At 50.4% G+C, this 23,638-nt stretch carries 18 protein-coding genes; 12 read left to right on the top strand and 6 right to left on the bottom strand.

Annotation, left to right across the window (positions count from 1 at the left end; all coding sequences use genetic code 11):
* The first annotated feature begins 113 nt into the window (after positions 1–113).
* From glgB to ACN0YN_RS03825, 3 genes are all read left to right on the top strand, one after another.
* Positions 114–2,114, top strand: a complete 2,001-nt coding sequence (gene glgB / locus ACN0YN_RS03835) for a 1,4-alpha-glucan branching protein GlgB (protein WP_417383666.1) — start codon at positions 114–116, stop codon at positions 2,112–2,114.
* A 576-nt stretch (positions 2,115–2,690) separates the two neighbouring features.
* Positions 2,691–3,986, top strand: a complete 1,296-nt coding sequence (locus ACN0YN_RS03830; protein WP_417383665.1) for a DUF1444 family protein — start codon at positions 2,691–2,693, stop codon at positions 3,984–3,986.
* 126 nt (positions 3,987–4,112) lie between these two features.
* On the top strand, positions 4,113–4,940 hold the full coding sequence (locus ACN0YN_RS03825; RefSeq protein WP_417383664.1) for an MBL fold metallo-hydrolase: 828 nt from the start codon (positions 4,113–4,115) through the stop codon (positions 4,938–4,940).
* A 23-nt stretch (positions 4,941–4,963) separates the two neighbouring features.
* Here the strand turns inward: ACN0YN_RS03825 and ACN0YN_RS03820 are convergent, their stop codons facing one another.
* Together ACN0YN_RS03820 and ACN0YN_RS03815 are read right to left on the bottom strand one after the other, a co-directional pair.
* Complete coding sequence (locus ACN0YN_RS03820; protein ID WP_417383663.1) at positions 4,964–6,328, bottom strand: LysM peptidoglycan-binding domain-containing protein; 1,365 nt, start codon at positions 6,326–6,328, stop codon at positions 4,964–4,966.
* 272 nt (positions 6,329–6,600) lie between these two features.
* Complete coding sequence (locus ACN0YN_RS03815) at positions 6,601–8,529, bottom strand: ExeA family protein (protein ID WP_417383662.1); 1,929 nt, start codon at positions 8,527–8,529, stop codon at positions 6,601–6,603.
* A gap of 626 nt (positions 8,530–9,155) precedes the next feature.
* On the opposite strand from ACN0YN_RS03815, the gene ACN0YN_RS03810 reads away from it, so the two are divergent.
* The 4 genes from ACN0YN_RS03810 to ACN0YN_RS03795 all read left to right on the top strand — a co-directional run bounded on the left by ACN0YN_RS03810 (position 9,156) and on the right by ACN0YN_RS03795 (position 14,531).
* A complete protein-coding gene (locus ACN0YN_RS03810) occupies positions 9,156–10,121 on the top strand; it encodes a PhoH family protein (RefSeq protein WP_417383661.1) in 966 nt (321 codons plus the stop codon).
* A 142-nt stretch (positions 10,122–10,263) separates the two neighbouring features.
* The gene (locus tag ACN0YN_RS03805) at positions 10,264–12,591 is read left to right on the top strand and encodes an HD family phosphohydrolase (protein WP_417383660.1); all 2,328 of its coding nucleotides are present in this window, start codon (positions 10,264–10,266) and stop codon (positions 12,589–12,591) included.
* Positions 12,592–12,609: 18 nt separating this feature from the next.
* Entirely contained in the window at positions 12,610–13,107 is a 498-nt protein-coding gene (gene ybeY, locus ACN0YN_RS03800) for an rRNA maturation RNase YbeY (protein ID WP_417383659.1), read from the top strand.
* Between the two features lie 113 nt (positions 13,108–13,220).
* Positions 13,221–14,531, top strand: coding sequence for a hemolysin family protein (locus tag ACN0YN_RS03795; protein ID WP_417383658.1), 1,311 nt, complete (start codon positions 13,221–13,223; stop codon positions 14,529–14,531).
* 18 nt (positions 14,532–14,549) lie between these two features.
* On the opposite strand, the gene dusB is transcribed toward ACN0YN_RS03795, so the two are convergent.
* A complete protein-coding gene (dusB, locus tag ACN0YN_RS03790) occupies positions 14,550–15,635 on the bottom strand; it encodes a tRNA dihydrouridine synthase DusB (RefSeq protein ID WP_417383657.1) in 1,086 nt (361 codons plus the stop codon).
* A 245-nt stretch (positions 15,636–15,880) separates the two neighbouring features.
* Here dusB and ACN0YN_RS03785 point away from each other — a divergent pair, with 245 nt between their 5' ends.
* From ACN0YN_RS03785 to xerC, 3 genes are all read left to right on the top strand, one after another.
* Positions 15,881–17,092: a hypothetical protein gene (locus tag ACN0YN_RS03785; protein ID WP_417383656.1), complete on the top strand. Its 1,212-nt coding sequence runs from the start codon at positions 15,881–15,883 to the stop codon at positions 17,090–17,092.
* Between the two features lie 105 nt (positions 17,093–17,197).
* On the top strand, positions 17,198–17,428 hold the full coding sequence (locus ACN0YN_RS03780; RefSeq protein WP_149302705.1) for a hypothetical protein: 231 nt from the start codon (positions 17,198–17,200) through the stop codon (positions 17,426–17,428).
* 69 nt (positions 17,429–17,497) lie between these two features.
* Positions 17,498–18,439 carry a tyrosine recombinase XerC gene (gene xerC / locus ACN0YN_RS03775; protein WP_417383655.1) on the top strand — a complete coding sequence of 314 codons (942 nt, stop codon included), beginning with the start codon at positions 17,498–17,500 and terminating at the stop codon, positions 18,437–18,439.
* A 36-nt stretch (positions 18,440–18,475) separates the two neighbouring features.
* Here the strand turns inward: xerC and ACN0YN_RS03770 are convergent, their stop codons facing one another.
* Together ACN0YN_RS03770 and ACN0YN_RS03765 are read right to left on the bottom strand one after the other, a co-directional pair.
* The gene (locus ACN0YN_RS03770; RefSeq protein ID WP_417383654.1) at positions 18,476–19,465 is read right to left on the bottom strand and encodes a Gfo/Idh/MocA family oxidoreductase; all 990 of its coding nucleotides are present in this window, start codon (positions 19,463–19,465) and stop codon (positions 18,476–18,478) included.
* 278 nt (positions 19,466–19,743) lie between these two features.
* Entirely contained in the window at positions 19,744–20,850 is a 1,107-nt protein-coding gene (locus ACN0YN_RS03765; protein ID WP_417383653.1) for a calcium/sodium antiporter, read from the bottom strand.
* A 230-nt stretch (positions 20,851–21,080) separates the two neighbouring features.
* Here ACN0YN_RS03765 and ACN0YN_RS03760 point away from each other — a divergent pair, with 230 nt between their 5' ends.
* Positions 21,081–22,355, top strand: a complete 1,275-nt coding sequence (locus ACN0YN_RS03760) for a TIGR00300 family protein (RefSeq protein WP_417383652.1) — start codon at positions 21,081–21,083, stop codon at positions 22,353–22,355.
* A 96-nt stretch (positions 22,356–22,451) separates the two neighbouring features.
* Positions 22,452–22,814 carry a cupin domain-containing protein gene (locus ACN0YN_RS03755; protein ID WP_417383651.1) on the top strand — a complete coding sequence of 121 codons (363 nt, stop codon included), beginning with the start codon at positions 22,452–22,454 and terminating at the stop codon, positions 22,812–22,814.
* A 52-nt stretch (positions 22,815–22,866) separates the two neighbouring features.
* On the opposite strand, the gene ACN0YN_RS03750 is transcribed toward ACN0YN_RS03755, so the two are convergent.
* Entirely contained in the window at positions 22,867–23,607 is a 741-nt protein-coding gene (locus ACN0YN_RS03750; protein ID WP_417383650.1) for a Swt1 family HEPN domain-containing protein, read from the bottom strand.
* Positions 23,608–23,638: the final 31 nt, after the last annotated feature.

The raw sequence follows: 23,638 nt of genomic DNA, 5'->3' as shown, positions 1-23,638 counted from the left end.
CACATTAAGGCAGAGTAACAATCTGGTCGAAATCTTGTTATAATGGGTTTACTGATTATGATGGTTTCGAGGCTCGCGTCTTCAACTACACTGCTGATGAAATTTCCACTCTAATGAGTCAACCTTCTCATTTTGAATCAAATACAAACCGCTCGACAACGCCGTGGCGGTCACAGAGCCAGCAGTCAAAATCTCAGACCAGGCGGCCTTTATTTACTTCTGCTGAACTTCATGCACTAAAGACAGGAATGCACTGTACCATGTATCAATCTATGGGGGCACACCCGGACGAAGTTGACGGAATTTCTGGAACACGTTTCGCCGTCTGGGCACCGAATGCACAGGAAGTCTGCATCGTCTGCGATAAGAATCACTGGAAACATGGTGAATTCTATCTGAACTCCAGCGATACAGGGGTCTGGTCCGCTTTTATGCCTGGTGTTTCCAGTGGAGACGCTTACAAATACAGTCTGCGTGGCCAGAACGGAGAGTTCTTCGAAAAATGTGACCCGTATGCATTCTATTCAGAACTGCGTCCCAAGACCGCCTCGATTGTTTACGACCTGGAAAATTTTCCCTGGCAGGATGATGCATGGCTCGAGAAGCGGGCGACCACCAACTGGCACGATCAACCCATCACCATTTATGAAGTGCACCTCGGTTCGTGGAAACGTCCCAAAGATGGTCGGCAGTTTTTTACCTACCGCGAACTGGCAAAACAACTGGTCGAATACGTCCAGCAGATGGGATACACCCACATCCAGTTGATGCCGATCACGGAACACCCGTTCGACGGTTCCTGGGGCTATCAGACAACCGGTTATTTTTCCCCCACCAGCCGCTTCGGCAGTCCGCATGACCTGATGTATTTCGTCGATTACTGTCACCAGGCAGGCATCGGCGTCTTATTTGACTGGGTTCCCGGTCACTTTCCGACTGACGGTCACTCTCTCGGTCGCTTTGACGGCACCTGCCTGTACGAACATGCGGACCCCCGTAAAGGCTTTCATCCGGACTGGGGAACCTACATTTTCAACTATGGACGCAATGAAGTCCGGGACTTCCTGCTGTCCAGCGCCCATTTCTGGGTTGATAAATATCACTTTGACGGTCTCCGCGTGGATGCGGTCGCTTCCATGCTCTACCTGGATTACTCACGCAAGGAAGGGGAGTGGGTGCCCAACCCGAGCGGCGGACGCGAGAACCTGGAAGCCATCCAGTTCCTGAAAGATGCCAATACCAGTCTGCACGGCCAGCATCCGGGCATTCTGACGATCGCGGAAGAATCGACCTCCTGGGGCGGAGTCTCTCACCCGGTATATAACGGTGGGCTCGGCTTCAATATGAAATGGGATATGGGCTGGATGAACGATACCCTGAGGTATATGCATTTCGATCCCATCTACCGCTCACACCATCAGGGCGAACTCTCGTTCCGCATGATCTATGCCTTCACGGAAAACTTCGTGCTGCCGCTCTCGCATGATGAAGTGGTACACGGCAAACGCGCATTGATTTCTCAAATGCCCGGCGACCTGTGGCAACAGTTTGCCAATTTGAGGCTGTTGTACGGTTATCAATATACGATGCCGGGCAAGAAACTGCTGTTTATGGGGGGCGAACTGGCCCAGTGGGTCGAATGGAATCACGATCAGGAACTGGACTGGAAACTGATTGGCCACGAAAAACATGATGGCATTCGTCGCCTGATCGGAGATCTGAACCACCTTTACCGTTCAGAAAAAGCACTCTACGAAACTGACTTCACTCCGGAAGGTTTTTCCTGGATCCAATGTGATGATTCCAAGAACAGCGTCTTCGCATTTCAGCGCACTGCGACCGATACCGAAGAGCATGTGATCGTTGTCGCGAATTTCACTCCCGTTCCCCGGGACGGTTATCGCATCGGCGTGCCCAAACCAGGCTTCTACCACGAGATCATCAACAGCGATGCCAAGATTTATGGTGGGTCTAATATGGGGAATGCCGGGGGAGTCTATAGTGAGAAAATCAGCAGCCACGGCATGAATCACAGTATCACGTTGAATCTGCCACCATTAGGTTTGCTGATTATGAAACCCGTGTCCACTGCACAAAAACCTGCCAAAAAATAGCAGACCATTGGACAAACAAGGGGAAAATTCTCACCAGAAAAGACTGGTAAAAGCGGCTGAACCTCTATATGATGCGTTTTAGTCGTTACTTGACACGACTAAAAAAAGGACGCCGCTGAGTGTATAGGCGCTCGCCCAAACAGTCCCGACAAGGGAAAGTTCGGCTATACTCCCCAGCAGCGTATCCTTTGGTGAAGTTCAAGTCAGACAGTAGAAGTTGCTCTTTTCTCTGTCTGTAGTTATCTCTTAAGCAAACGTCGTACCAGCAAAGAGCTCATCTCAGACAGTTTTTTGTAAGTCGCTTCCAGGAAACAACTTACAATATTAAATTAAAATCTGATGAGTTCGGCGACGTTTGATTTTCTCCCAAATTGCCCTCCAGAAGGGCATTTTGCTGCTTAGATTAACAGCAGCATGGCACAAAGAATCAGCCTCATTTTCAGATAGGCAGCATTTCAAAAATCGTCTACTATAAAAGACAGAGTAAGACACCGTTGAAATAACCACAGGGCGCAATATTCTTTGCCGCCGGTTATTCTGGAATCAGAAACACTTCTTGTGCTGATGGTGATTTTTTTGTCGGACTATCATCTTGATCAATGGGCGCAATACACCGGTCCCGCCAACTGGTACTCTCTCGCATTTCCTTCTGACTGGACCAGGGATGACCAGGATGGAGTACTCCAACTCAGCCCCCCAGGTGGTAACGCTACGTTAACCATCAGCTGTCACTGGAAATCGGTGCTGCCTCAGACACAGTCCGGGGCAGGGCTTGAGATTGATTTCGACCAGCTCTTCGTCAAACATCGGAATATATTGAAACGTCCGCCGCTGGTGATTGAACATGAATCAGTGGCCTATTCCGGTGAAGCCATCATCAAAAAAAATTCATCCTGGTGGAAAGCGTTGCTCGCGCAATCCTCCCTGTTTCAAAAAAACTGGCATCACTGGAATCTGTGGTTGATCCGCGAGCGTTCGATTCAAATGGTGGTTACGTTTTTTTACGAACCTCAGGATCGTGAAGAACTGCTCGAAACCGTACACAGGATCCTGCATTCGGTGGAACTGAATTTGAATCCGGCTAATCCACCGGAACTGTTTGCCCAGGATGTACTGCAGCTGGCCCAGAAAAAATTCCCTTTGATTTCTTCACAGATCATTCCCGGTTTTCGAATCAAATTTGGTGAATCGGAACTGAACCTGACCAATTTTTACCGGTCTTATCTGAGCTCACCGGATGACTACGAACAGAATATTGTCTCGGCACTGGCAACCGTGCTCCAGATTAATGAATGGGGGGATGAGCAGACCGAACCGGATCTGATTGACATTCAGGACCGGATCATGCCCATTCTGATTTCCCAGGAATCGTGGAAAACACATTTCCCGAACTTTGTCGGTGAAAACTGGGTTGCGAATCTGGCGATACTCTACGTGGTGGATGAGTCACGCGCTTACTGGTATATCCATGAAAAGCTGCTGCAAAAATGGAAAATCAGCCGGGAAGTGTTACACGAGATCGCGCTGACCAATCTGGATCATTATTTCCTGCAGAATGACATAGAGCTGATCTGCATGTCGCGGGAAGAAGGTCCCAATATGATCATCCAGAGCAAAGCAGACGCTTATAACGCCAGCCAGGTCCTCAGCCCCTCATTTTATCAGCAGGCCCGTAAGTTCCTGGGAAGCGAATTTCTGGCAGGTGTTCCCAATCGTGATTTTTTACTTGCACTCAGCCTGAGTGAATCGCAGGTCATCGAAAAAATTCAGCATAATATCGCCAATGACTACCTGAATATGGACCACCCCCTCACCGATCAGTTACTGGTGGTCACCGCAGATGGGGTCAGCGAATATTGTGGCGTCAGCTGAATTTGAGCAAACAGTAACTCTACACCTGATCCCGGCATCGGTACCATTACGGCCACCAATCAATTAAACTTGGTCGCAGCCCGCACCTGATTACCGTGAATCCCGCACAAGAGCGAATGATATATAATGCAACAGGAATCGAATATATTTTCTCAAAGGCAGGGTGAGTTCATCACACTGGGTACAGGAACCAGCGTGGGAATTCCCATCGTTGGCTGCGACTGTGAAGTCTGCCAGTCGTCGAACCCCAAAAATGAGCGAAGCCGGACCTCCGTCTATATCGGTGCACCGGAAGGGGGCTTTCTGATCGACACACCGCCGGAACTCAGACTGCAGTTACTGCGCGAGCACATTCCCTGGGTACACGCGGTTCTGTATACTCACAGCCATGCCGATCATATTTTCGGCCTCGACGATGTGCGTATCAGCGGCTACAGGCTGGAGAAATCAATCGAACTGTATTGTGAAGAAGCCGTCGAAGAGCAGATCCGGGGTTCCTTTAATTATGCCTTCGAAGAACCGACACATAATCGCCATCATATGTCGCGGCCCCATCTCGACTTCAAAACCGTGAGCCTCGAACCGTTTGATCTGCTGGGACTCAGAATCCAGCCAATTCGACTGATGCATGGCACTCTGCCGATCCTTGGATACCGGATCAACGATATTGCATTCTGCACCGACGTCAGCGAGATCCCTGAAGAAAGCTGGCAGTACCTGGAAGGCCTGGATTATCTGATCCTGGATGCACTGCGGATCAAACCTCATCCCACGCATTTTTGTCTGGAACAGAGTCTGGAAGTGGTCGAACGAGTCAAACCCAAACGGGCTTATTTCACTCACATTTCGCATTCGCTGGAACACGAAGAGACGAACGCAAGTTTACCCGAGCATGTCGAACTGGCTTATGACGGACTGTCGTTACCACTCAACGGACTGAAAGTTCATCTTTAAATGCAGCTCAGAAACGTGATCACTTAAGGCAGCTGCAGCTTCATTCCCGGACGAATGTAATTGGCGTTCTTCAGAAGATCGCGGTTCTGCTGATAAATTTTGAATGCAACAGAACGTTTACCGTAGATCTGCAAGGCGATCGATTCCAGGGTGTCACCAGGCTGAATTGTATAGGTTTTCGGCTCTGCTGTCGGACTGGTTGGCTCAGCCTGTTTACCGAACAGATCATCCACGATCTCATCCACATTCTCTGGTTGAACCTGCGAGAGAGAACGCCCGGAACCCGAAGTAGCCCCATTACCCTGTGATGCGTTTCCAGGCGTAAAAGGAGAACGGGGGACAGGAATAAATTTGCGGTAATTATCCGGAATCTCTTTGATTCCCGCTGGCAGTTTCTCAGTCTGAATTGACTCTTCCAGTTCCTGGATCAACTGTTTCTGATCCAGCTGGCCTTTTGAGACTGACGCAGGAGTACTCGAGAGCGACTCAATTAAACCTTCAAACTGAACCGTTGAGGAAGCCGGATCTGATTTCAAAGTCGGCTGGGAAACCATCTGTCCCACGGTCCGCTTCCCGGTCATAACCGGGTTGTCGACGTTGGTCTGGCGATTGGCCGACGGAGGCAAAGATTCCGGACCGCGGTAAACGGGAATCCTGAGCTTCATTCCTTCACGAATGTCATTCGGACTGCGAAGCTGGTCACGGTTCAGATTAAAGATTTCACGATATTTCCGACTGGTTCCCAGGTAACGGATCGAAATTTCCGAAAGCGTTTCGCCCGCTTTGACCGTATGAATGCGAATCTGAGGAGCGGGAGCCTGGGCAGGTCGGACAGGTTCCTGTTTCTGTTGTGACGGATTTACTTCCCACGCGTTATTATGTTCCGGCTTGATATTCTCGATGCCGGTGACCGGCTTCGGTGTTGAGTTTTGCGAGATGGGTTTTGCTTCAGGTTGAGGCGGATTCGGCTCAAAGACAGACTCTGATGGCTCCGGGCTCGAAAACTGCTCTTCAGGCAGATCGACTTCCTTCAGGAAATCGGGGATCGGCCCCCAGCGCTCTGCCTTGGAAGCTTTGCCGTTCTCTCCAACGGGAGTTGTATGCGAGATGGTGGGCACGGCCACTTTTGAATTATCAGCAGGCTCGACCTGGTCAGTCAGCGCCGTAAAGGCCTGGTCGCTTCCCAGTTGTGTTTCAATTTTTTCTTTCGACTGCGTGTCCAGGTAGGGCGTGCGATCCTTATCGGCAATCTGCTCGTTGAGGTAATGCGGATCGTTCAGTTCGGGGATTTGAACTGTCGTGTTACGATCCTGCCTCAAACAGAAAGCCGCTACAAAACCAATCACCAGCAAAGCCAGTGCTAATCCTACTTTTTTATCTTGATGCATTTGAACCTCGCCTCGAAAAATACGCTGTGTAATTAGCGTATCGGGCGAAATTCTTTAAAAGAAAATCAGATTTTCTCAAGATCGGCATAGCGCACAAAGATCGCCGCTGCAGGATCACACTTGAGTCGATCATGCAGAAAATATGGCGAACGGTCGAAACAGACTCACCAGTTGATAGGCCTGTACCAGATATTCCATCTGGCGAACCGGCAACTGTTATCACATTCAGAGAGTCAACTGCTGGCGCTGATGATGACTCCGGATAATGCGGATCAGTTCGACTCCTGTTTGTGACGCAGGCGGGTGAACAGATTCTTATAGCGTCCCAGTGCCGGGCCTCTCAGATGGGCGGTTGCAGACTGCCCGGTGCGGCTTTCGGCCTGAGTATCGATGCGGACAGAATTCCCCGCAGGCATTTCGAACTTCTGGCTGGAAAAGACCGGACTTTCAGGTTCAGAAAATTCAGGTTCTTCGTACTCGGGCTGAACGACATCATAAATTTCAAGTTCCTCTTCCGACACTTCAATGGAAGTCGTTTCGGAATAGCTGCGAATATCATTCAACGCGTCATACAGGCCTTTACGGGTCTCTGCACAAACTTCATAGACCTGAGCGGCCAGCAGGTCTTCGAACGAACCGCTTCCGCCGGAGATCTCCCGGGAGAGTTCTTCCAGTACATCCGAACTCAGATGTTTCAGATCGGCATTGTCGAAGACAATCTCTGGAACATCCGGGAGTTCCGCTGCGTCCAGATCGAAGTTTTCAGCAACTTCAGTTGTTTCAGGAATAGACTCCGATACGATCTGGATCTCTTCCTGGCTGACCTGCTGCGGTTTTGAAATCGATTGAAACTGCGGAGGTCGCAGTTGCAGAGAGCGTTTGATTTTCCCTTGGGTTTCAGCGGGCAGGGTAGCAGGGTCGATCCCTGCATCGATGGCGGCATAACGATCAATAATCTCTGTGAAGCCGGCACTCAGTTCCGGTGATGTTACAGTTTCCCTGACTTCCACTGGAGAAACAGCGGTTTCGATCTGCTCGGGTTCTGCAGGCTGATTTTCCAGGGGGACAGGGATTTCCAGCTGGTTTTGTACCTCGTGTGCCACTTCCGAAGTCTGTTGCACCTCGGAGTCACTGCCGATCTCAATCGCTTCGATTCCCTCTCCGAAGGAGAATAAATCCTCTGTATCCCAGCTGGAATCTTCGGAGACAGCCTCTGAATCCTCTTCTGAACTTCCTACCAGTTGATTCAGCTGATCTTCCAGAACCGTATCGATCTCATATTCGGTTTCATATTCCACCATGCCAGAGTTTGCCGATGCCAGTTCTGAACGGGAACCGCGTAATTCATCGAGGGGAGAGGATGCCGGCAGTGGGTCATTCCAGTGTAACGGCAGCTGTTGCAGATCGGTAAAGGCTTCCCGGGCAATCGGTTCGTTGACGACGGGTGAATCCTGTAAGTACGCCAGCATCAGACTGTGATCACAGATCTGATTCAGGCAACGTGGCAGACCATCACTGACATGCGTAATGAATTTGACTGCTTCATCGGTAAAACAGGGGCGTTTTTTCGTTGAAACCCGCTCAATACGATATTGAATGTATAACTCTGATTCCTGGCGTGTCATTCGGTCCAGATAAACCTGACAGCCAATCCGCTGATTCAGAGAGGACAATGCAGGCTGAATCAAGGTTTCTTCCAGCGAGGTCTGTCCACAGAGGAGTAACTGCAGTGCCGGTTTGCCATCAAAGGCAATATCAGACAGAACACGTAATTCTTCCAGAAACGGAACACTCAGTAAATGTGCTTCGTCGACGAGTACCAGCAGAGGCTGTCCGTGGTTCAAGAAAGAAGAACGGACTTCAGCGGTCAATGCCAGTCTTAATTCCTGCTCGCTGACTTTCTCATAACAGTCGGTCAGGTTGTACAGCAGCGTCTGTAACAAAGCCCGGACAGTGGGAAAATTGCAGTGTTCGACGAACTGGATCTGGAACTGATCTTCCAGACGTGCAATCAGTTGCCGACAGACAGCCGTCTTTCCCGTGCCGGCATCACCGGTCAAAATTGTGATCCCATTCAGACTGGAAATGGTTACCAGTAATTCATCGAGAACGTGCTGATGTTCTGCTGCCTCAAAAAAACAGGCAGGTGAAGGTGAAACGGTGAAGGGTCGATCCGTGAACCCAAAATTTGTTTCGTACATTTCCAAAAACCTTTTCACGTATGATTGCATCAGTTCCCGCGGGAGACTGGATGTTTTGATTCTGAACGGAGGAACAGAACGTGCAGCGCATCTCTCATCCTGATTGATCTCGCTCTGTATGAACAATTCATCGAACAGGTTATGGTCACTTCTTGAGTATTACCATTACAATCGACAGTATCTGATCAGGGTCCCTCAGGCGCATTACCCAAACCATAGATCTTGACATTCATCAACCGCATTCAGAACGAAACATTACCGGTTATTTAAACTGGGTAACCTGCTGGAAAAACCAAATGTATCTGAAACCTTCCAGTCTCGTTTTTGATTCGTTCCTGAAAAAAAACGGGGATTCCTGAAGAAAATACACATAACACAACTCTTTTATATTTATTTACTTACGAAAATCACCCCATTTAGAACCAACTCTCTCCTTTCTCTTACCGGATTGCTGGAGTAGACTTTATATCTCAGCCTGAACAGACCGGTTTTGTCTGCACGTTCGGGTCTTGGTTTTATTGTATTTTTCATTGATTTCAGTGTAGCGAAATACAAATTTTCCTGTCATTATTTTCAAGCTCTGAAATGTTTTCCTTAGGTCTCAGGAGGCGCACGTAGAAATTCTGATGTCAGAAGCCACTCTTTCCTTTTCTGATCCGGATCAGATTCCCATATTGCTGGGCACACAAGACTGTCATATACGACTCATTCAGGATGCACTGGGTGTAGATGTCGTTCATCGAGGCGATGAACTGCGTATCATCGGCGATGATGCCCAGATCCAGAAATCACTCCGCATTTTCTCTGAATTGAAGGCAATCGTTGAAAATACAAAACAGCTGAAAAGTGAGCAGGTTCAGACCGCGCTCTCCAACGGCAATTCAACGGGGAAACAGTCCAAGCAGGCTCCCATCGCCACGCCCTCTTCGATCGACCTCTTCGAGAAAACCAAAAAGGTCCACCCCAGAACACCGGGGCAGTCAGACTACATCAAGACCATAGCCGAACATGACCTCGTATTTTGTACAGGACCTGCCGGCTGCGGTAAAACGTTCCTGGCCGTAGCGATGGCCATCAACGCGCTGCGGACCGAACAGGTTCGGAAGATCGTACTGGTGCGTCCCGCTGTGGAAGCGGGTGAAAAGCTGGGCTTTCTCCCGGGAGACATGCTGGCCAAGGTGAACCCGTTTTTACGTCCTCTGCTGGATGCACTCGGCAGTCTGCTCGACTATGAGCAGGTCACGCGCTACATGGAGAATGATATTGTCGAAGTCGTCCCTCTGGCTTTCATGCGCGGGCGTACTCTGGACAATACATTCATTATCATGGATGAAGCACAAAACTCGACGGTCACCCAGATGAAGATGTTCCTGACCCGCATGGGGATGGGATCAAAAATTGTGGTCACCGGAGATATTTCACAAATTGACTTACCACCTGACGTTTCCTGCGGTATGACAGACGCCATCAACCGTCTGCGGAACATTAAAGGTGTGGGAGTCACTCAATTAAAAAACGAAGATATTGTGAGACACAGACTCGTTGGTGAAATCGTCAAGGCTTACCAGAACGAAGATTCTCTCGTACATTAGCAGGCATTACATTTAGCCAGATCGTCACACAATCTATTAAACTCGGTCCAAACTTTTCTGGAGACGCGACAGTAAAACTGGACACAGTCTAATTCTCATCCACATTCCCTCGTTTTTCATTCAGATCATCTCAGGTTAATTCATGGCTTTTTTTGGCTCAAAGAAATCCCGAACTGCACTCGCTGCCAGTTTGCGCGATTCCTCCAAATTGAGTTCAAGATTGCGCGAATTACTGAGCAATCGGGGGACGCTCTCCCGCTTGAGCATCTGCCTGCTGACCATCCTGATTCTGATGGTGGCCGTAGAAAGCTGGAAAGCCCCGTTTCCTTATCGCCTGGGCATGTTTTCCGAGCACGGGATTGTAGCCAATTCCACCTTCAAAGTCGCCAATCCCATTGAAACAGAACGGGAACGGACCCAGAAGGAATCGGAAGTTCCCTATTACTTCAAACAGCAGCCGGACCTGATCGACAAGTTGCCAGGATTGCTGAAGGAAGATCTGGTCAGGATTGCCAATGCCAAATCGCTGGATGAGCTGAATGCTGACACCCGGGCGGAACTGGGGCTCACTCCGTCCCGCCGACTGGAACAGTTTGTGGACAAGTTTCCGGAAGAACCAGAACAGACTTTTGCAGAACTGAAATCGCTGGTCAGTAGCCCCGATTCCAATGATACCCAGAAAATTAAAGACCTGGTCGATGACTTTACAAACCTGATTTCACCTCTGGCTACTTATGGAATTGTGAATGAAAACGATCTGACCCAAAACCAGATCAGAGCTGGCGATGATATTGCCATTATCAATGAAAAAACCGGGAAACTGCTCAAAGTCACCACTTTTGATATTCGTCTGCCTGATCAACTGTCAGCAAACGGGGGTGTCGGCCGACCGTTGGAAGACAATGTCTACAAACGCCTGACCCCGCTGAAGTCAGTTCTTACTCACTGGATTTATTTTCAGGCGCCCACCACTCTGACTTACGATGCCCAGAGAACGCTCAAGGAACGCAATCAGGCCAGAAATCAGGTGGAAGAAATTTTTGACACCTTCCAGCGTGGCACGATTCTGGTGGAACCAGGCCAGTTGATTGACGACGCTCAACTGGCATTACTGCGTGCCGAATACGAAGCCAAGGAAAAAAAGGTCCCGACTTATGAACGAGTGATTCGCGTCAGCATCATCTTTCTCATGCTGGTCGTTCTTGCGGTTCTGAATGGATACCATCTGCTGCGAAGTAAAAAAGCGGTGGCCCGTACGGTCAGCCGCCTCAGTATCTATCTGAGCGTAATCATTCTGACCATATTTCTGGCGCGTCTGCTTTCCTATGATCCCTGGCGTGCAGAAGTGCTGCCGCTGGTAGTGACGGTGATGGTCTTTGCGATTGTCTATGACCAGATGATGGCCATTCTGACTGCTTTATCGCTGTCTCTCGTGCTTTGTCTGTCGACAGGTGCCTCACTGGGGCATTTCGTCGTTTTGATGAGTGTTTCTGCGGTGGCGGTGACATCCCTGGCAAACGTCTCTTCCCGATCTACGCTGATCAAGCTGGGCTTTGGTATGGGACTGACTTACTTCCTGGTCTACTGGGGCATCAATCTCGTGAACAACCAGGAACTCTCCAACGGATTCTTTGACCAGCAGGTTGTCTGGGAGAGTCTGCAGGGGGCAGGGTGGTGTCTGGCCGCTGGTTACCTGGTCGCAGGCAGTCTGCCGTTTATCGAGTCTCTGTTTGGCGTGGTCACCGATATCAGTCTCCTGGAAATGAGCAACGTATCACATCCACTGCTGCAGGAACTGGTGCGTCGTGCTCCGGGTACGTATAACCATTCGATTTCGGTTGCCACCATCGGCGAAGCGGCGGCTGACAAAATTGGCGCCAATGGTCTGCTGGTACGCGTGGCCGCTTATTACCACGACATCGGAAAAATGTTGAAGCCACAGTACTTCATCGAAAACATGGTGCAGGGGAGTGGCAGTCTGCATGACAATCTCGCACCGGCGATGAGTACTCTGATTATCATCGGTCACGTCAAAGATGGCGTCGACCTGGCACGCCAGCACAATCTGCCTCAGCCGATCATCGACTTTATTGAACAACACCATGGTACAACGCTGGTGGAATACTTCTTCCGCGAAGCAGAGAAACAGGCGGACCTCAGCCCGGATCATAAAACCGATGCCGAAGAGTCTTCGTTCCGCTACCCGGGTCCCAAACCGCAGACCAGGGAAGCAGGGGTGATGATGCTCTCCGATGCCGTCGAAAGTGCCAGCCGAACCCTGAGTGATCCCACGCCTAAACGCATTAAATCGCTGGTACACTCACTGGTAATGAAACGTCTGCTCGACGGGCAGTTTAACGAATGCTCACTCACGTTGAGTGAAATCAATGTTGTGGAAGAATCACTGGTAAAATCCCTGATTGGTATTTACCACGGACGTATTAAATATCCGGAAGAGCGCTCCGCTTAATCCCCGATTGAAAACGGAATGAATACAATAGACCAGTTCCAGATTGAAATCCAGAACTCCCAGACACACCTCGAAATTGACGAACAACAGCTGACAGCAGCAATCAGTTTTCTGCTGCAGTCCGAACAGGTCAGACAGGCCGAAATCAGTCTGGCGATCGTCGATAACCCCACCATCCGCCAGTTGAACCAGCAGTACCTGGAACACGATTACGACACGGATGTGCTGAGTTTTCTGCTGGACTGCGATACTGCCATGGATTCGACGAAAACAGAACTCCGGGGAGCAGGCAGGCAGATAGAAGGGGAAATCATCGTCTCCGCGGAAATGGCAGTTGCCATGGCTGCCGAATACCACTGGCCGGCAGAGCAGGAACTCCTGCTGTATGTGATCCATGGTTTGCTGCATCTCTGCGGCTATGACGATCTCACGGAAGAAGAACTTCCTGTTATGCGTCAGCGTGAGCAACAGATCTTCGACCACTGGCAGATCTCAATCCCCAGAAGGGAAGAGTGAAAACAGATGATTGAGAATGACACCTGGAATAAATACCAGTATAACTATAATGCGATTCTGGCTGTGAAACAGAATCTGTTTCGAAACATCTTATCTGAACGTTTACAAGACATATGATCCCGCTGACTCTTTCTGTTCTGTTACTCCTGACTCTGACAGCAGCCCTGTCAGGATTTTCATTGCGCGATTTCTCACGAAGTCGCCTGGAAACTCTGTGTAACGAAGCTGAAGTCCCCGATCGATTCAGCGAAATTTTGCGATCTCACCCCACCGTGCTGCTGGCTGCCGACCTCTTCTGGCTGACTGGTGTGATTCTGATCTCCATCATTGTCACTCATAAATACATCGATGTTCCGCGCGACTTCAGTACCCCCGCCGTCACCATCCAGTTTACCATTCAGATCCTGTTGATCGTGCTTTCCGGGCTCCTGCTACTGATGGCGTTTCCCTGGACGATCTCCCGCATTGCCGGCGAACGTTTTCTGCAGGTCTTCTGGCCTGTGATCAAGTTCCTGCCTGTTTTCTTCAGCCCAGTCACCTGGCTCTGCTGGAAACTTGATGGCTTCTCGCATCGACTGGCTGGCAAGGAAGAAAATAAAAACGGTCGGGAAGCCAATATCAGCGAAGAAATTCTCTCGGTCGTGGAAGAAGGAGCCCGCGGAGGGATCCTCGAATCAGAAGCAGGAAAAATGATCCAGCGCGTGATGGAACTGCAGGACGAAGATGTCGGCGCCATCATGACGCAGCGCATGGATATGGAATACATCTCTGTGAACGCCACACTGGATGAAGCCCTGCTGAAATTCATAGATGTCGGGCATTCCCGTATTCCCGTCATTGGAGAATCGACAGACGATATCGTGGGGATTCTCTACGCCCGGGAACTGCTCAAACATTTCTCAAAAGAAAATCAGAATTCCGAGTCTCACGAAGAATTGACCATCCAGAAACTGATGTTTTCACCTTTTTATATTCCCGAAACAACGGGGATCGACTCACTACTGGAGACCATGCAGAAAGAGCATGTGCACATGGCAATTGTGATCGATGAGTACGGCGGGGTCGCCGGGCTGGTCACGATGGAAGACGTTCTGGAAGAAATTGTCGGCGACATTGTCGATGAATTCGATGAAGAAGAAGAGCAGATGATTTTTGAAACCGGGGAAAATACGCTCGAAGTCGATGCCCGGGTTCACATTGATGACCTGAATGAACAGTACCATTACGATCTGCCGGAAGGGAAAGACTTCGATACCATTGGCGGTTTTGTGATCACCCAGATCGGGAAAGTGCCTCAACCGGGGGAAACAATGACCTGGCAGCAGTTAAGAATCGAAGTCCTTGAATCCGACGAACGCCGAATCAACAAGCTCCGCATCGAACTGGATACCTCGCTGGTCGAGGAATACGACACGGACAAATGACATCAGCGCATTAGCTGTCTACCAGCGTTCCACCGGTCCGCCAGGAACGGGAATGTGCATATCCGGCAGGACGCCACTGCGGGAACCGACGGCAGGTCCTTCTGCGGCAATTTTGCGAATTGCCTGACCAAATTCATCCAGATTCGATGCCAGTTGAAATTCATGTCGCAAAGCGGGTTTCACGCGCATTGACTTCAGATACCAGTGCCCCATTTTCCGGAACATGGAAATCGCCCGCTTTTCGGTCGTCATTTCCAGCAGATATCGAAACTGTCGCAGTAACAGTTCCAGGCGATCATCAAAATTACCAGGGGGATCGTATGCCCCGGTCTGCTCCCACTGCACCAGTTGCCTGAAGATCCACGGATTCGCCAGAGCCCCACGGCCAATGGAAACGCCCGCACATCCGGTCGTTTTCAGCATGAAATCCGCTTCTGCAACATTCGTCACATCACCGTTGCCGATGACCGGAATTGACTCGACCGCTTCGACCACCTTTCGAATGCCATCGTGATTCACCACACCTCGAAAGCCCTGTTCCCGGGTCCGGCCATGAATGGCGACCGCAACCACACCCACTTTTTCAAATTCCCGCGCGAAAAACGGCGCAGACAATTCACTGTCATCCCAGCCCAGTCGCATCTTCACAGAGACAGGGATCTTGACTGCTTCCACGACCGTCTGCACCAGCGAAACAGTATCGCTGGGCCGACACATCATACTGGCACCAGCGCCCCCTTTGACAATCCGATTCACCGGGCAGCCCATGTTGATATCAATGGAATCGACGTCCCGCGATTCGAGTAACTGCGCCGCCTCTTTCATCATTTGCGGTTCACTCCCAAAGATCTGAACAGCAAACGGAGAATCTTCAGGGCAGGTCTGAGTCAGCTGGAGTGTCTTCTCACTCCCTTCCAGGAGCCCCCGTGCATTTACCAGATCGGTCGTCGCCAGCCCCACTCCCCCCAGTTCACGCACGATACGTCGAAACGGTAAATTCGTATACCCGGCCAGGGGAGACAGCAGATAGCGTGATTCCAGCTGCAGCGCGCCATAACAAACGGGCGGACGGGAATCGGGTTTCGGCGGACAATCTGGTTTCATGAGCTCATTCATCGGGTTAACAGGGCTGCAAATCGATAACTCAACGCATTTTATCAGGCACATCAGGCTCTGAGAATGCCCCCCTTTGAGAATCTCGCAGGTTCGAACTACCTGAAAACAGGGTAAATACCGCAAAAGTGAAAATAGGGGGTCTACTTAGACATTTCTTATTGAAGTTACTCTAACGGTTATGCCGATAACGTTGATATCGATCCTTTCTGACTTCATCCCATGGGAATTCTCTGGTGCTGACACGCATATTATTAATGCTGATCTGCTTTGGCAGCCTGCCTGGGTGTGTGATTATGCATACCTCGGTCACCAATCCCAATCCCAGACTCAAAACCGTGGCACTGGTTCCGTTTTTTAATCTGAGCCAGGAACCGGATGTTGACGGTCGCCGCTTTGCACTCGCCTATTATTCAGAACTGCAGAAGGTACCAGGATTTCAGGTCCTGCCTCTGGGTGTCTCTGAAGTCGCGATGGTCGAAAACAAGCTGTCGATGAACAATCCGGATGATGTGCTGAAGCTGGCAAAAATTCTGAACGTAGATGCGGTCGTCATCGGTGCGATTACCGATTACTCGCCTTACTATCCGCCTCGCATTGGCATGCAGGTCTCCTGGTATTCCCCTCATTCTCAGGAATTCATCCCGGGAATGCCGCTGCTTGTCGAAGAGCGCCATGATGAAAAATCGATGTTGAACAAGCTGTTCAAAATGGATCGCGTCGCAGCCAGAGAAGTCAGACACGAAGAGCATCGACAGAATAAAGAAGTCAGACACGCAGCTCACATCGAGAAAAAAGAAACCCGTAAGGCCGAGAAAGAACTTCGTAAAGCGGGCATGACAGACTGCCCGGAAGGTTGTCCTGTCGAGTATTCTGAACCTCCCGCTACTGAGAATGCGGTCATTCGAGGACAGTCTACCGATTCGCTTGATTCCTGGCCTTACACTCAGAACCAGTCGGCTATCATTCAGGCAGCCGCCCAGGCCAATCAGGGATCACAATCCCTTGATGAGCCACTGCACGCTCCTTTGCCGACGGATTCACAATCAAAAGTGGAAGCAAAGCCAACAGTCGGAGCAGGGCAGCAGATTCTCGCCGCTCCAAATCCAGGACTTTCTGCATCTTCTGTCCCACCTCAAAACAATACTTCGGTTGTGAAGCAATTCGAAGACTACTGTCCCCCCACTCAGGTCGGAACGTATGACCCCCACCAGCCTTTCATGTCGTATACACGTCTCTTCGATGGTTCGGATGCGGCTCTGGTAGCCCACTTACGCGATTATCTCGAAGTCAGTGGAGACCGCCGCAGTGGTGGCTGGGAAGCCTATCTGCACCGGAGTGAGGACTTTATACGGTTTACATCACATTTAATGATTCTAGAGATGTTAACACTGCATGGCGGACAAGCTAAGCATCAGATCATCTTCAAAGTAAGAAAATATCGATAATCCCACCGCTCAGAAGCCGATATTTATTATTGCGGTTTTATGAGCGCTCCCAACCTATCCAGTCTTAGATTCCAGTGCTCTGACGATAAACAAAGGACTGCTACAGTGAAACAACAAATGAATGTCGTTGCGTTAGTTAAAGATTCAGAACGTTATGTGTTTCTCTACGATGATGCCAGTTCTTCACAAATGCTGCAGACACTCGGTCAATATGCGGCTGATACAGACTTGAGTTTTACCTGGTATGATGCAGCAGTCATGAGCCAGAAAGTTCGTAAACTCCGTCGGGAAGCCGAGCTTGAGGAACAGTCAGGTCGCCTGCGTAAAACTGCCTGACGCGACCTCAGTGAAGTTAATTCACCTGATTTCGCTCCACAATCACCACCAGACGATTTTGAATGTTATATGATCTCTTCGCAAGCAGTCAGGTCGATTGACCTTCATGATGCGATTGACCACTTTCTGCGATATCTGCAAATCGAAAGAAATTCTTCAGACCTGACTCTGAAGTCTTATGCGGAAGATCTGGAAAGCCTGGTGGAATACCTGTCCGAGTACGAAGGATCTCTACTTCCTCCCGATCAGATCGGGATCAGTGAACTCAGACGGTACGTCGCGTATCTGCATGAATGCCAGTACGAAAAAACCACGATCGCCAGACGTCTGGCCTGCCTGCGCAGTTTTTTCCGTTACTGCTGTCGGGAAGGGTACTCAAAAACCAATCCCGCTAAACCGCTCCGTACGCCTCGGACCGGTAGAAAATTACCGCATTTTTTAACCACCGATCAGATCGGCACTTTGCTCGAAGCACCTCCGGCCAACCAGAAAATGGGTCTGCGCGACAGAGCAATTCTGGAAACACTTTATTCTGCCGGACTGCGTGTTTCTGAACTGGTGGCGTTGAACCTGAGTGACTGGGACCGGGATGCCAACATCATTCGCGTCCTCGGTAAAGGTCGCAAGGAACGCATTGCCCCCATTGGTAGTTTCGCGGCCAAAGCGCTGGCGCACTGGCTGGAAGAACGCGAAGCCAAACCGGCCGGTCATCCCGATTCGGATGCCTTATTTCTCAATCGGCTGAAAACCAGGCTCACTTCACGCAGTGTCGGACGCATGCTGGAAAAGTACCTCCTGCAGACCGGACTGGATAAGAAAACCAGCCCGCACACGTTAAGACACACTTTTGCCACACATCTGCTGGATGGCGGAGCAGACTTACGCAGCGTACAGGAACTGCTGGGACATAAGAGCCTGACGACAACGCAGATTTATACTCACGTCAGTACGAAACGTCTGCTGGAAACCTACGAAAAAGCGCATCCTCACGCAAAACGACCGAAAAAATAAATCGGATCAGTCCAGTGAGTTTCTCTCACAGCGATTCTATTTCGCCGCGGTAAAAGTCAGCGGTTTACCTGCATCCAGACTGGCTCGCGAAAGTCTGACCAGTTGAATTGCCTGACAGACGTCTTTGATGTTGGCTACCGGGATAATCCCGCCAACAGCCCTGCGGCAGAAATGATCTAACATCACTTCCAGTTCCCGTCGATCACTTTTCAACGACTCCGTGATAGTCTGTGATGCATTCTCCCAGTGAATTTCATCCGGGGAATGAAATTCAGCCTGCCCCTTGCGACATTGAATCTGATGTCGGGGGAACAGCGGCTCCGTCTCCCGCTGTTGCGTCTTGATTTTGATCAAGGCAACGCGTTCCACTCCCGTTACCGGATCGGGCAGAAATTCGATTTTAATCTGTCGATAATCTTCCGATCGATCACTCGAATCTGACTGCAGAGTGGTTTCCACTTGAACCGGCCTGGTACGCATTACGTAACAACACCAGTCCATGAGACCGACCAGAAAATCGGTCTCATTTTTCTGGCCGGGAACTTCGACCTGCTGATCAGCGGCAGGGCAGCAGGTTTCCAGTTGAATCGCAACCGGATTCCCGAGTTGTGTGACAACCAGTTCAAACAGGCGGCTCGTCGCCTGACAGTAACGTCGGCTGAACTCGGGCATCAGAGTCACCAGCTGTTCTGTCGCCCGGGCGTGAATCATCTCCAGCAGTTCCAGGTCTTCCCCCAGACTGCCCGCAATATAAACAGGGCGGTGCTGCTGGCTGAGAATGGTTAACGGATAATGATTCATCCAGTCAGAATGCAGCAGCAAAAAGGCATCTACCGGATAACGTGTCGCCAGGCTGCCGATCCCCGAAACCACGGCCGCATCCCACTGCGCCGCGACCTGTTCTGCACGACTGCGAACCGGATCGTAGACTGCTTTGATCTGGATACGCTGATCCATCATTCGCAAAGCAGGCTCATAGCGCTGTTCCCAGTATGGGCCTAGCCCTATAATTCCAATTCTGACCATATCGGGAACATTACTGAATCTGGGAATAAGTGATTAACGGGAACATCCAGAAAGCTCAAAAAATGACCAGATCGGCCTGCAGTGAACTCCCTAAAAATACAATTCGAGTCCTGACATCATATTCTTATTTTGGTCCGTGAATCAAGCCTATACTCGACAGAAGCCCAAAGACTGGTGTTCCAGCAATCCGGCGTTGACCGGTGGTCAATGTCAGGCAAGCACGCCAGCAAGCGTGCGGACCATTTCGGCCAACGAGCCATTCCAGGACTGCTAAGACACTAGCTGCTGGCAAACCCGAAAGTCGCAACCAGCAGGTACCCGATATAAATTGCGAGTAATATCGCACCACTGGAAGTCGAAATCACCTTTTTCTTCCAGGCGAGGCCCAGCATGGCGACAATCAGCAGGATGACAACAGGCCCGTCCAGAATCACGGTTTGACGTTGAATGGGCAGGGGATGGATCAGGGCACAAATGGCGATGACCATATTGATATTCAGTACGTTGGCCCCGATGATGTTCCCGGTTCCCAGTGCACCGTGTCCTTTGATGATCGATAAGACAGAAATGGTATATTCGGGCAGGGACGTCCCCACTGCCAGAATCGTCAGACCAATCAACAATTCTGAAACTTCAAAATACCGCGCCACCTGCACGGCATTCGTGACCAGCAGGCGACTTCCCAGTACCACCAGACAGGCACCAATAAAAAACATCAGCGCCAGTTTCAGACAGTATTTGACCTGGTTTTCAATGAGAGGCGGTAATTCAAGTTCCTCTCCAAAATCGTGACGCGAAGCCATCGCCACTCTCAGCGAAAACAGAATATACGCTGCCAGCACACACAGCAGACACACCGCCTGCCAGCGGGCAATCGCAAATTCAGCCGGCGCACCAGACTGCGTGACGGCTCCACCGGTTGAAAACAGGCTGAAGACCCAGACCAGTATTCCGGAGAACAGCATGAAAAAACCTGGCCCTACAATGGTGAGCCGCGAAACCGGAATCCCGCTCTCGGTCTTTCGTTTCCGGGAGAGATAACCTTTCAGTAAGGCACAGGAACCAATGATCAGACCGATATTACACAAACAGGATCCCAGCGCGTTCCCCACCGCCAGATCACCTTTGCCTGCCAGAGTTCCCGTAACCGACACCATCAACTCCGGAAACGTGGTCGACATACTGACGATCGTTGCCCCGATAATCACGGGGGGAATGCGTGTCAGCCTGGCGATCTCGACAGAGCTGTCGGTAAACAGATCCCCTCCCTTAGTAATACAGAGCATCCCCAGCAGGATAAGCAGGCTGCAGAAGAGGATCGATGCCGGAGCATCCAGTCCAATAAAAATTCGCAAAAATTCGAGCGGCTCCACAGCCAGATACATAAAGGGTAAGCTCCTGCTCCTGTTTGATTTTCGGGATTTATAATTCGATCAGTCTGCAAAATAGTAAAAAGTCAGTTAATAATTTGATAGTGCTGACCCAAAACAAAATTAGAGTGTGTGTTTTTAATCTGAAAAACGTAAAATAATAGAGAGTGATCAACGATTTCCGGAAAAATCGCATCGCTTCATTTCGAATTTAATATTGAACCAACTGGCAGGGATGAGCACATATGGACAATCGATCTACCCAATCATCTGAAGAACACCCCGACGAAGCTGCCCGATTCAGTGAAGAGATCGAAATACAGGGGCACATAATCGACAGCCTGCTGCTGCCCAAGATTCTGGATGAGATCACAGTACTGGGCGGCGACTTTGCCATTGATGATATTTCCATCGGTCATCTGCGGACAGACAGCAGTCGGGCACAGATTCAAGTTTCTGCACCGGATGAAGCAACACTCCAGAAAATCCTGACTCAAATCGCCCAGCATGGCGCCGTTCCCATTCAGCAGCATGACTGTATTCTGGAACCAGCTGACATGAACGGGGCCTTTCCTGAAGGATTTTACTGCAGCACAAATCAGAAAACCGAAATCCGCATCGCGGAAGAATGGATTCCCGTTGAATTACAGGAAATGGATTGCGGGGTCGTCGTCAGCCCGGATAGAAAATCGGCCCACTGTCTGCCGATGGCTGATGTCAAAAAAGGGGAACTTGTGGTGATCGGAAATCGGGGAACGCGAGTGATTCCAACAGAACGAAGCGCTCCGGAAGTCTCCGGTTTCTCCTTTATGAACAGTACGGTTTCCAGCGAAAAACCCAAAGGGGTGACGGTCAGAGAAATTGCCTCGGAAATGAAACGGGCACGCAATGGAAACGGGAAAATTCTGGTGGTCGCGGGCCCTGCTGTCGTGCATACCGGAAGCAGAGATCACTTCAGCCAGCTCATTCGGGAAGGTTATGTGAATCTGCTGTTCGCCGGCAATGCACTCGCGACGCATGATATTGAGGAATCATTCTACGGCACGAGCCTGGGCATTTCCATGGAACATGGCGGCTCCAGTGAGGAAGGGCACGAACATCACCTGCGTTCCATCAACCGCATCCGTCGACTGGGAAGCATTCAAAATGCCGTTGATCAGAAGGTATTGAATTCCGGAATCATGTATGAGTGTGTAAAGAATCAGGTCCCCTTTCTGCTGGCCGGCAGTATCCGCGATGATGGCCCGCTGCCGGATGTCATCACGGATACCATTGAGGCACAACACAAGATGCGCGAACTGGTGCAGGGCGTCTCGTTCTGCCTGATGATCGCGACCACACTGCATTCCATTGCGGTCGGCAATCTCCTGCCTGCCAGCGTGAAAGTAGTCTGTGTCGACATTAACCCCGCCACCGTCACAAAACTGGCCGATCGAGGCACCTTTCAGACGGTCGGGCTGGTCACGGATGTCGAACCGTTCCTGCGGGTCCTGCTGCAGGAAATCAATAAAACAGGCTGAACGTTTTGTATTCTCTGACAACCCGCTATAATCAGGATAGCTGCGATAAAAAAATAATTCAGACAGAGAAACAATCAGCTCAATCGGGAATTTGTAATGACAGAATCGACTCAAAAAAAATACCATCTTGCCGACTTCGCAGAGATCCAGGGAACAGCCTGTCCCTGCGGTACCGCGCGGCGGGCTTTTGCGGACGTCTCTGAATTTCCCGGTACACTGCATGTCACTGAAATTTCAGAAGACGCAGAACTGCATTATCACAAAAAACTGACAGAAACGTATTACTTTCTCGAATGTGGCAGTGATGCCCAGATGCAGCTGGATGACGAAATTATTCCCGTCCACGCGGGAATGGCTATTGTGATCCCCCCCGGAGTGCGGCACCGTGCACTCGGATCCATGAAGATCATCAATATTGTCTTCCCCAAATTCGATCCCGCAGACGAATATGTCGACTGAAAGCACGTACTGAGATCACAAGCCTTGATCACAGAATCAGTGATCGAATCTCTCAGGCAGACTGAGTCGATTGTGGAGTGTCATTGCAGTACGGACAGTTTTCACCATAAATGATCTTGCCGCAATTCGTACACTCGTGAGCGCCATACGCAGGGCGGTCGGGGGTCACCCACCGCTGATAGGCCAGGAACGCAAAGACCGCTGCGACGAAGACCGCAAACAGAATCGCCAGGCCACCGGTCCCGTAAGAAAAGAAGATCCCCAGATCGATGGCTAATCCACAAACCAGAAAGATGAAGGCATCACGCATCCGTTCCCGTCGATTGTCGTCGGAATCAATGATGATCTGCTCCTGGTATTGCATAATCTGATGCAAGAGCTGATCCCGCTCGCGCTGCAGTTGCCGGGCCTCCTCAATGGCTCCCGTCGCCTGCAACAATCGGGCAGCCGTATCCAGAATCCGCAGCGTATCATCCGTACTGATCTGACTCTGATGTGCCCAGCGATTTCGGTATTCTCTCAACTCGCCTACAAAACTTCGTTCCAGAGGTGACAGACGGTTGCGGAAAACACTGTTCCAGTGATCCCACAGAATCAGCAGAGTCGAGTGGGCATCCCAGCGAATGGCGTCCCCCTCCGGTTGAGAGGTCAGGGGAGAGTTACGAAAGCTTTCTTTGGCCCGGTCGATCCAGTCATCCTTGTAGACAGCCTTCATTTCCTCTTCAATAACTGGATAGAGGCCGACTCCGAGTAAATCCAGAGTCCGCTTGATACGCTCATTATCTCCGGCCACACATTTCCCCCAATAGATGCTTCCGGCTCAG

Source organism: Gimesia sp. (genome assembly GCF_048260065.1).
GTDB lineage: Bacteria > Planctomycetota > Planctomycetia > Planctomycetales > Planctomycetaceae > Gimesia.
This window is presented reverse-complemented; position numbering and strand designations above follow the sequence as displayed.